A 9,824-nucleotide genomic window follows, 5' to 3' on the forward strand; every position below is an offset into this window, starting at 1 on the left:
ATTATTGTCATGTTACAAATTGTATTTTTTTGTCATATTCAATAGAAAAAAAGAGGCTACCCCTCTGGTCGTCGTTTCGACTTCCTTTAGAATAACCTTTTAATCCATATCTATTGTAACAGTCCACTGAAGCCTTCTTATCTTCCTACAATCTTAATGTTGAAGTTCATATGGCCTACAGCCCCATAGATTCTCGAAGAAAGAGCAAGCATCATTTCGGTACCTCGCGCGGAAGAAATATCACCCAAATCGATAACGCTCTTCCATCCAAACCATTCCTTCAAATACTCTATGACCTCTCTTTTGGCATCTGCATCATTCCCGCTAATAAATAAATCATGCTGACCGTCCGCTAGGCTAAGTGGATCTACCATCAATGCGGAGGTTACGGTATTCAGCGTTTTTACTACTTTCACATCCGGGAAGGCACGCTGAATCTGTTCTCCTAAAGAATCGGTATTGGCTACGGACAGGCTCAACTCATCGTTTAAAAATTGAAGAGGAAGGGCAATATCAATCAGGATTTTTCCTTTTAAAGCCTGAGCACCCGCTGCGTGCAGAATTTCGAGAGATGCAGCCCCCGGAGTCGCATTGAAAATAATATCACCATGCTCGGCAGCCTCCCGAACAGAACCGACACTAGCCTTCCCAAGTTGGTTCATTTCCTCCAACCAGGTATTCAGCTTTTCCGGATTTCTTGCTCCCAGCTTGACATCATGCCCCAATCGAACAAGCGAGCTGCCTAACGTTTGTGCTGCATTTCCCGAGCCAATAAATCCAATGTTCATTTGCTCTCCTCCTCAAATTATACATACAGGTCAGTATACTAACCTTTATTTGACAGTATATATACAGATCTGTATAATGTCAAGCGAGGTGTTAAAGCTAATGGGAAAAATAGATGAAAAGAAATCAGCGGCACGAGAGCAATTGCTGGTTACCGCCAGTAAATTATTTTTCGAAAGAGGCTTCCATGCTGTCGGCGTCGATACGATTGCAGCCAAGTCAGGAATTACCAAAATGACCATGTACAAGCATTTTCCGTCCAAAGATCATTTGATAGTTGCCATATTGGAACGATCGAGCGAACTATATTGGCAATGGTTTGAAGAAACGATCCAGGGAACAAAAGAGCCTCAGCAGCAGCTCGTCGCATTGTTCGAGGCTGTTGCTCAACAGCATTCTTTATCCCCTCAGTCCACGTTCTGTCTTTATCAGGCTGTTGCCGTCGAATTCCCGTTTCCCGATCATATCGTGAACAAAGCGGCTGTCGATCATAAACAAACTATTATACGACGCTTGGAAACCATCTGCGAGCAAGCCGAATTGAAGTCTCCTAGCTCCATTGCACGACAACTATTTATCCTCCTTGAGGGATTTTGTATGTCCTCCAGGTTCATAGGTGCAGACAGTCCCGCTGCGGATGTTGTTCATGCGGCAAGCACACTGATCAATTCTTATCGCCATTAAGGGAGTATTGAACTTCTCCGTATGAAAAAAGCAAAAAAAAGCCTTAAATATACTAAGGCTTTTTTTTGCTTTTTGAAGGGTTAGGGCTTTAAATCAAGCATCCTGACAATCGCTGTTACCGCCTCAGCTCGGGTAGCCAAAGCTGAAGGAGCAAAATTGTTGCCAACCGTACCACCGAGAAGATTATTTTTGCCCGAAATAGCTGCCGCCGGTTTGGCCCAATCGGGAATGTCTGCGTCATCGGCATAATCGGTAACTGCTCCAGGCGTGAGCGTAACACCTAAGCTTTTAACAACCATGGACATCATTTCCGCATGAGTAATGTTCGCGGTCGGTCTGAAGGTACCGTCCGGGTATCCGCTAATGATGCCTATCCCCACTGCTTGTTTTACCGCATTTGCCGCCCAATCCTCGATATCATCGTTGTCACTGAAAGTAAGATCAGTTCCTTCTATGGGAGGCTTTAAACCGTTCATCAGCATAACCGTAAATTCAGATCGGGTAATATTTGCATTCGGCCGAAACGTAAAATCAGGATAGCCACTGGCCACTTTACGCTCATAAGCTTGAAGGATCTCAGAGATAGCCCAGTGCCCCTTTACGTCGATGAATGGGATTGAGGTTGAAGCGGAAGCGGCCGTCCCCGCGGTTACCACTATCTTGCTTTTGGCTACGAAATTCCCGTCCTGAGTTGTGACTATAATGTCTGTAGAACCTGTTGAGACTGCGGTTACTTTGCCATTGAGATTCACAGCAGCTACTCCTGGGTTGCTGCTCATCCAGGTTACATTCTGATTCGAGGCGTTATCCGGGATCACCTTGGCCAAGAGGGTCTCATTGTCTCCGACATGAAGGAACAACGCTGATTTGTTCAGCACTACGCTGCTAGCATAGGTTATTGTATCCGTTCGTCCTGTGACAGTTACCTTGCACTGTGCAAAAGGTGTGTCTCCTGTGCTTGCGGTGATCGTTACTGTGCCGGATAAAAGCGCGTTCACTTTGCCATTGGAATCTACAGATGCTATGTTTGGATTGCTGCTTTTCCAGGTCACTTTGGGATTAGATGCATAGGTGGGCGTAATAGAGGTAGTGAGACTGGCGCTTTGCCCCTCTGCTAGAGCAAGCGATGTTTGATTCAAGGTTATCGTGCTCACAGGCACCTTGAGTGCATAGATATACATAACGAGAGTGTGTTCCAAATCGTTAAAGTCAACGTCTTTCTCTTTTGGGTATTTAGTCGACACATCATATAAAGTACCATCACCGCCTACTGCTAACGGCAGCGGTTCTTCGGTTTCGATTTTATATTGCCATTGAATATTGCCATTAGGGCCGAGTGCATAAATAGCCTTATTGCTTGTGGAGTGCGTATAAATCAAACCATTCGGGCCAATAACCGGTGGGGTATTGGAGCCACCTGCGACAAATTGCCATTTCAGACTGCCATTGGAATTCAAAGCATTCAGTTTGGCATCCTCCGAACCGAAATAGACGCTGCCGTCCTGACCGATTGAAGGAGCATATACGCTGCTGCCTTGATCGAATTCCCACTTTTTTGCTCCGCTGGGTAGTATAGCGTATAGCTTATGATCGGCTGATCCGATATAGATCGTCCCGTCAGGACCGAGAGCAGGAATCGTGCTCACGACTCCACCTGTTGTATATTCCCATTTATTCGTTCCATTGGGCTTGATAGCATAAAGCGAATTTGTACCATTGGTAGCATAAATCGTACCGTCAGGCCCCGTCGCCAAGTAAGCCTGAGATTTAACCTCCATATCCAGCGACCAAATTTCTGATCCATCCTGTGGGTTCAGAGCATGTAAAATGCCATCTTTGGATTCCACATACACAGTGCCATCTAATCCAAATACAGGAGAAGAGGTTATATGATCCCCTGCTGTGAATGCCCATTTCTTCACTCCATCCTGACGGATAGCAACTAATTGACCGGAGCTGTCTTTATAACGAGCCCCTGCATAAATTGTGCCGTCTGGAGCCACAGTTGGAGGAGTTAAGATGGACTCAGGGAGTCCGAAGGTCCACAGCTTCACCCCATCTGAATTAAATGCAGATATGCCGTATTGAACGGACAATATCCATCGAAACGTGAATCCTAAATAGAGTGTATTATCCGGTCCTATAGTCGGAGCGCCACTAAAAGTAGCGGCTAGAGTAGGAGCTTTCCACTTCAACTGTACGTCCTTCGAGTTTTGGAATATTAAATTCTTAATGGCTGGGTTGATCTCCACATTAGGCACTATGTTTACATCTAAGGACGGATCTATCTTTATTTCGGCTGAGACGGGTATAGCAATAGAACCGAGAGTTAGTAACACAACGAGTAAACTACATATTAAACGCCTGTTTGCCCACACACAATAACCCCCTTTATTACTCATGGCTTAAGTTGATTATTCCATTTTCTTCCTCCCTATTCAATAGAGCAAAGAGGTTTAATCGAATTAATTTTTCCTTACATTCTATCCATGATATAGTAAAAGAGAAAACTAAAATGAAATAATATCCATCATTGATAGGAGGATGTTAATGGAATATGTACGGGATTACGCAATGTACGCCTCCATATTCGGCATGTTTAGTTTCTGCTGGTTTGGCTGGGCTCAGGAAAATCCCAGAGCTAGCTGGCGCAAATACCTTGGTATTGCCTCTGGGATAGCGCTTCTCATCTGCCTGATCGGTATCTATTTAAGTGTGACGAACTGGGACGCACCCTCCGCGTTGTCAGATACGACCTCGTTCAAAAACTATTTGATTTCCGTTTATATTGAATTCTTTTTGGCGGGTGCAGGTGCTTTTGTATTCATCAAAATGAAACGCAATCAATTTGTTTCCCCTTGGGTAGCCTTTATTGTAGGGATTCATTTCATCGGTTTAAAAACCGTTTTTGATGATCCCAGCTTATACCTTCTTGCTGCACTTCTGGTTGCAGTCTCCATCATAGCGTTATTCACATTTCAAAAGCTGCATGTAGCTAGCAGTGCGATTACAGGCATAGGTGCTGGCACTGTTCTGTTCGGATTTGCAGTACTAGGTTTGATTCGATATTTATCGGCATAAGTCAGATTGCTTCAAATATATAAGTAAAAGGGAAAACTGGCTTATTCCTCGGGTGAATAAGACCAGCTGGAACTGCCTCATGAAGGGTCATTCAGTTTGTTTACAAGGGTCACAATCTTTTCTCCGACGCTGCCGCCGGTTTCATCCGAAGTATCTTTATTAATTAGGCATGCTGCCAACAAACCTATGCCAAGAATAAGTGCCAGCAGAAAAAATGTAAACAAATAACTACTCACTTTCATTAAATAAATGGATAAAATCGGTCCCAGACTTGTTCCTGAAAAAAGGATAAACGTATAGACCGAAACAGACCAACATAGGATACCTGTCATAACAGAATAGTTTATTTGATCCATAGATGAACTAACGAATCTTGACATACAACACCTCATTATAATGATTTATCAAATATAGTTAGATAATCTAATTATATGCTCAAAAAAAACTATCTTCCCACCCCCAGTTTTTTTTCAATTCTGTCATTTAGCTTGTCCAGAATTTTTTCCAACACCATTCGCTCTTCAGGGTCCATTTCGATGATGATCGATGAGCAAGTCGACCAAAAAGCCGGTAATACTTGTTCAACCAATGCCCTGCCTTCCGACGTAATGCTGACATGAATCATACGACGATCCAGTTCACTTGACTTGCGAAGAATCCAATTTCTCTTCTCCAGCCAATCTAATAAGGCCGTTACAGAAGCACGACGGATTCCAAGCCGTTCAGCAAGTGCGGAAGGAGTTACTAGCTCTCTCCCCTCGTGCAGTGTTAACAGCAGCAGCAAGTCAAATTTGCTCTCGGTAATGCCAAATGGGGATAAATTCAAGTCCATTAAATCCAAGATGTTATCTCCGAGCCACAGCATCAATAATCCGAGATAAGCTGATTTTCGATCCGTATCTTTCGCAGCGGTTTGGTCCATAAGATCCAAATATGGCTTAACGCCTAACTTTGGCAATGGGTCGGGCGTATACTCCTTGTTATTTTTTCTGGTCATGACATCCACCTTGCAATTTAATTAGATTATCTAACTATAATATAACCGATTCATGTTTAAATTTCCACCCACAAAGTGAAACCAAGCATTGAAGCAGCATTATGGCTTATTAAGATTCCTTTGCGTGGCATCCCCTAGGGAGGAGAACTGCTCGTCGCCTTGCCTTTATTAACAACCTCATAGCGATCTAGCAAGACGAAAGCCGAGATCATCAATTCGAAACGCAGGATGACTGCGGCGGCGGCACGTCGCTCCACATCCCCTAGCCTCTTCCGCCCAGCTTCCACCGCGGAAAACTCTGTAAGTGCCGTATACTTGGACATCGTATAGATCCCAACACCACTCCCAAACATTTCCTAACATATCGTAGAGTCCCCACGCATTCGGCAGCTTTTTACCTACCTCATGTACCATGCCCTCAGCGTTGTCATGATACCAAGCTATCTCCTCAAGCTCGCCGTATCGATACCCTGTTGTTCCTGCTTTGCACGCATACTGCCATTCTGATTCTGTCGGCAGACGATAGCCCTCCGCTCCCCAGTTGCAGACGATACTCTCGCCATCATCACTTACTGAGTAACATTCCTTTAGACCCGAGTACTGAGAGAGCGAATTACAAAAGAGAATAGCATCATTCCAGGAGACTTCCACAACCGGAGCCTGAGGATAATCATTAGGTCCAACTCTCTTTTGCAATATCGAGAAATATAGCTCCTTCGTAACTGGAACCGGTGCAAGCAAAAAAGAATTCACCTCTACCGTCCATTGAGTCTTTATCCGATCGTCCCTTAATTCAATCTCACCAGCAGGAATTTTCACCATGGGATACTCAGCATGACTTCGCCGTGCTTTTAACACCTATTTTCCTCCCATTGCCGCTTCTACTTCAACATGCTTAGCTTTTCAATCGCTTGCTGCTCAGTCGGCAAGAAAAAGATGTCGTGTCCTCTGTTGCATTCATAGATGAAATCTTGAAGACTTTGGCTTGAATACCCGGAGAAATCCCCAACAATTGCAATCTTCACGCGATAATTGATGAACTTCTGAAGGATTTCGCCTGCGAGGCGTGTTTTCAAATCGAAAAAACTGTCGCTTAGCAGAGATTTGTTGATTACGATGCGATCGCAGCCTGTTTCATAATGTACGGTTGCCATAAGATCCAGTGCCGACTGAACATCCCCTATTAATGTCTCGCTGCTGCTCACGACGGCAATATTTCTACCGCCTGCTTCTAATTTCGTTATATTCATAATCGCCCTCCTACTCTTCTCACATAATCCTCAGAGATATATCGGTTATCTTCGCCATTGGCTGGCGGAATGTTCGCTACTCTGAAGAAGCTTAGTCCTATAACCATAGCCAGCAGCCCATATGCAGCGCTTTGGGAATCTTCTACTGACATTTGCCCCTGCATGTTGCCGTAATCAAAAATCTTAGCTATGCCCTGGAGATCAGCCGTATAGCTTTTGGATACGACTTCCTGCAATTTGTGGTCCAACATGGCTTTCGAAAAAAACTGTACAAAGAGCCTTCCTTGATCCTCATACGAGAGAAACATGTTTTCAATACCATCCAGTTGTGAAACGTTAATCTTCTTCTCCGTCACATCACAGTAAGGCGGCAGAATATGTTTCAATGTAACGTCAATCATATCCCCGGCTGCCATTGTATTTTCAATTTCTGATTCTATCTTCAAAGCATAATACGCCAAGAACGAATTGAATGCTTCGATGGTCAGATTATCCTTATTCTTAAAATAATAAGTGACAACTCCCTTGGAGCAATCCGCATACTCAGCCACCTTTTCCAGCGTCATGCCGTCAATTCCATAAATGCTTATGCAGGTTAACGTGGCGTTAATGACATCCGCCCGACGCTTTGGTTCCACTCCTAGTTTGGGCATTTTATCACCTTGCTCAATTCTTTTTATACTGATCAGTCAGAATAAAAAAATTATACATAATGATTTACCGTTTTGTCAAACCCGGAGTCGAATAATGAAGCTCGAAGGTGAGGTAACTGTTCCCCTATATCGCATAGATATCCCCAGGTTCACTCAACAAGAGCCTTTTTTAAGCCGGTGGCCCAGCTGCCGCAATTTCGGCAATCCGTTGGTTGACATCGGATTCGTACACCCCACCATGATAACAGATAATTCTCTGAATATCATAGGCAGTGAGTTTAGCTAATGATCGGTAAGCCTCCTCCAGATCGGGAGTTTGTATTGGATTCGGCCCTTGAAGCTGTTCCCCTCTAATGAGCATCGCATCACCCGCGATCAGAGTCTTGGTAGCTGGATGGTAGAGGCTGACATGTCCGGGTGTATGACCCGGTGTATGAATGACAATAATCCCACCGGCAAAATCCAATTTATCTCCGTCAGCAACCGTTTGAGTAACGATTTCACCAGGTGGCGAGAATTTTTCTCCAAATGGCTCGAGCATCTTAGGAAGCACTTTAATGAGAGGAAGCTTCCCTTCAATATAAGGCTTGTCTGCAATATGGGCATAGACTTCGGTGTCTGATTTCTCGTTCAATACTTCGGAGATACCCCCGATATGGTCAATATCTTGGTGCGTAATAAATACACCGGTCAGCTTTCCGATTGGAAACCCGACTGCTTCCATTTGCGATAGGATTTCTTGGATCATGCCAGGCATGCCCGTATCTACGAGGATGAGAGAGTCGTTGGCACAAAGTAAAGTCGGAGTATAAGTCCAAAGTCCGTGTGGCATCGGGATGTTAACGTATAAAGGAATAATGTTAGCTGTTGTTGTCATTAGGATACCGGTACCGTTTATGTTCTAAACGGCTATCGGCGCACCTCCAATGTATTGTAGATTTTCAAAACAAATTATACTTCCGCAAAGTTGCTGCTCATCATTTCGCCAAACGTTTCTGCAGCGTTGTCGGAAAAGAACAATTTCATGAAGCGTTTCGTTGTTATTGCAGTATCGCCTGCATATTCAAACATTTTCAACTCGTATTCTTTAATAGCTTGGAAAAGATCATCGTTGTTAATAATGGATAATCCAAGTTCTGCAGCATCCAGCATAGCTAGATTAGCTCCAGCTCCGGCAAAGGGTGACATCAAATGCGCGGCATCCCCAATTAGAGTAACACCGGATTTGCTTTCCCACTTGTGAGGGACGGGCAGCATATAAATTCTTCTTGGAAAAACTTCTCCATTTGCATATCGAATATAGTTCTTTAAATCCTCGTCCCAGTCTTCAAAAAACTTAAGCATTTCACACTTAGCCTTTTCGAGATTCTCATAAGGGATTCCATTTACGTCTATCCAATCTCTATCTACTTCAAAGCCAAGATAGACGCGAATCCGGCCGTCACCATTAACCTGAGCCACAATGGCCTTATGGTCATCGAGAGCAAACATGCTGCCAGTGCCATTAAAGGCAAATAGATCGGGGAATTGAGTTGCTGCGTCTAAAACATTCAGTTCAATCATACTAACGCCGGAATATTCCGCATCCGCATTGCTAAGAAGAGGACGGATTTTGGAGAAAGCGCCATCCGCCGCGACAACGAGATCCACCGTCTCGATTTGCCCATTTTCAAATTGTAAGTCATGTTGTCCATTTTCAAGCCGCAGTGCCTGCAATAGCTTGTACCCCCACCGGACCGAGCTCGGATGCAGTGAATCTAAAAGCATATTTCGAAGTAAGGTTCGATCAATTTCGGGGCGATCATCTTCTCCGGGTCCTTCTTCTGCAGCGCTTCCAAATAATAGCTTACCGGTTTTATCCGTTAATTTCATCGCTTGTCCTTCGTACCGGCAAATCGACTGGAATTCCTCGAGCAGACCGGCCACTTGAAGAGCTTTCTGACCGGAATCCGTTGCCAAATCAAGCGTCCCTCCCTGTGAGCGATATGTTCTGGATGATTCGCGTTCATAAATAACGGGATCAAATCCTGCTTGCTGTAGAACGCGTGCCAGAGTCAATCCCCCGAGACCTGCTCCAATAATAGCAATTCGTTTTTCTTTGTCGCTCATTCTCACCACTCCTGATGTATTTAACATAGGGTTTGAAGCCACTCACTCCATTCACTCGCTGCCCCTAAGATGCAGCTGCTGAATCGAATGAATACATCGTAAACCGGCTATGTAAACTGAATATAAATTGAAGCTAGAAAGATTAGTTATAGAAGGAGTACCCGTTGGGGAACTTAATATTTAATGGAGTCTCGGGGGAATGAACCCTAACTGACATCTAACTCGAACAATTCTTCTGACTTGAAAAAAGGGTTATCCCGCAAG

The 9,824-nt window shown here is 44.2% G+C and carries 10 protein-coding genes and 1 pseudogene; 2 read left to right on the forward strand and 9 right to left on the reverse strand.

Annotated elements, in window-relative coordinates; all coding sequences use genetic code 11:
* Positions 1-137 precede the first annotated feature (137 nt).
* The gene (locus tag BP97_RS0104535; protein WP_028548033.1) at positions 138-788 is read right to left on the reverse strand and encodes an NADPH-dependent F420 reductase; all 651 of its coding nucleotides are present in this window, start codon (positions 786-788) and stop codon (positions 138-140) included.
* Between the two features lie 100 nt (positions 789-888).
* Here BP97_RS0104535 and BP97_RS0104540 point away from each other — a divergent pair, with 100 nt between their 5' ends.
* Positions 889-1,470, forward strand: coding sequence for a TetR/AcrR family transcriptional regulator (locus BP97_RS0104540; protein ID WP_028548034.1), 582 nt, complete (start codon positions 889-891; stop codon positions 1,468-1,470).
* An 80-nt stretch (positions 1,471-1,550) separates the two neighbouring features.
* Here BP97_RS0104540 and BP97_RS38655 read toward each other — a convergent pair whose 3' ends face one another.
* A complete protein-coding gene (locus tag BP97_RS38655; protein ID WP_197035411.1) occupies positions 1,551-3,665 on the reverse strand; it encodes an S-layer homology domain-containing protein in 2,115 nt (704 codons plus the stop codon).
* Positions 3,666-4,020: 355 nt separating this feature from the next.
* Between BP97_RS38655 and BP97_RS0104550 the strand changes: the two genes are divergently transcribed.
* Entirely contained in the window at positions 4,021-4,551 is a 531-nt protein-coding gene (locus BP97_RS0104550) for a hypothetical protein (RefSeq protein WP_028548035.1), read from the forward strand.
* 77 nt (positions 4,552-4,628) lie between these two features.
* On the opposite strand, the pseudogene BP97_RS0104555 reads toward BP97_RS0104550, so the two are convergent.
* The 7 genes and pseudogenes from BP97_RS0104555 to BP97_RS0104585 all read right to left on the reverse strand — a co-directional run.
* Positions 4,629-4,862, reverse strand: a pseudogene (locus BP97_RS0104555) (hypothetical protein); the annotation flags it as partial.
* Positions 4,863-4,996: 134 nt separating this feature from the next.
* Positions 4,997-5,548, reverse strand: coding sequence for a MarR family winged helix-turn-helix transcriptional regulator (locus BP97_RS0104560; RefSeq protein ID WP_028548037.1), 552 nt, complete (start codon positions 5,546-5,548; stop codon positions 4,997-4,999).
* A 177-nt stretch (positions 5,549-5,725) separates the two neighbouring features.
* Complete coding sequence (locus tag BP97_RS0104565) at positions 5,726-6,370, reverse strand: formylglycine-generating enzyme family protein (RefSeq protein ID WP_051620395.1); 645 nt, start codon at positions 6,368-6,370, stop codon at positions 5,726-5,728.
* Positions 6,371-6,429: 59 nt separating this feature from the next.
* On the reverse strand, positions 6,430-6,798 hold the full coding sequence (locus BP97_RS0104570) for a DUF4180 domain-containing protein (protein ID WP_028548039.1): 369 nt from the start codon (positions 6,796-6,798) through the stop codon (positions 6,430-6,432).
* On the reverse strand, positions 6,795-7,451 hold the full coding sequence (locus tag BP97_RS0104575; RefSeq protein ID WP_028548040.1) for a TetR/AcrR family transcriptional regulator: 657 nt from the start codon (positions 7,449-7,451) through the stop codon (positions 6,795-6,797). Before BP97_RS0104575 ends, BP97_RS0104570 begins: the two co-directional genes overlap by 4 nt.
* A 169-nt stretch (positions 7,452-7,620) precedes the next feature.
* Complete coding sequence (locus BP97_RS0104580; protein ID WP_028548041.1) at positions 7,621-8,328, reverse strand: MBL fold metallo-hydrolase; 708 nt, start codon at positions 8,326-8,328, stop codon at positions 7,621-7,623.
* Between the two features lie 74 nt (positions 8,329-8,402).
* Entirely contained in the window at positions 8,403-9,560 is a 1,158-nt protein-coding gene (locus BP97_RS0104585; protein ID WP_028548042.1) for an FAD-dependent oxidoreductase, read from the reverse strand.
* Between the last annotated feature and the right edge of the window lie 264 nt (positions 9,561-9,824).

It is taken from the genome of Paenibacillus sp. UNC451MF, from assembly GCF_000686845.1.
GTDB lineage: Bacteria > Bacillota > Bacilli > Paenibacillales > NBRC-103111 > Paenibacillus_S.

Excerpts from the sequence above, each read along its gene's own strand:
- BP97_RS0104550 (WP_028548035.1), top strand. The coding sequence starts at position 4,021 with ATGGAATATGTACGGGATTACGCAATGTACGCCTCCATATTCGGCATG.
- BP97_RS0104575 (WP_028548040.1), bottom strand. The coding sequence starts at position 7,451 with ATGCCCAAACTAGGAGTGGAACCAAAGCGTCGGGCGGATGTCATTAAC.
- BP97_RS0104565 (WP_051620395.1), bottom strand. The coding sequence starts at position 6,370 with ATGGTGAAAATTCCTGCTGGTGAGATTGAATTAAGGGACGATCGGATA.
- BP97_RS0104540 (WP_028548034.1), top strand. The coding sequence starts at position 889 with ATGGGAAAAATAGATGAAAAGAAATCAGCGGCACGAGAGCAATTGCTG.
- BP97_RS0104585 (WP_028548042.1), bottom strand. The coding sequence starts at position 9,560 with ATGAGCGACAAAGAAAAACGAATTGCTATTATTGGAGCAGGTCTCGGG.
- BP97_RS0104535 (WP_028548033.1), bottom strand. The coding sequence starts at position 788 with ATGAACATTGGATTTATTGGCTCGGGAAATGCAGCACAAACGTTAGGC.
- BP97_RS0104570 (WP_028548039.1), bottom strand. The coding sequence starts at position 6,798 with ATGAATATAACGAAATTAGAAGCAGGCGGTAGAAATATTGCCGTCGTG.
- BP97_RS0104560 (WP_028548037.1), bottom strand. The coding sequence starts at position 5,548 with ATGACCAGAAAAAATAACAAGGAGTATACGCCCGACCCATTGCCAAAG.
- BP97_RS0104580 (WP_028548041.1), bottom strand. The coding sequence starts at position 8,328 with ATGACAACAACAGCTAACATTATTCCTTTATACGTTAACATCCCGATG.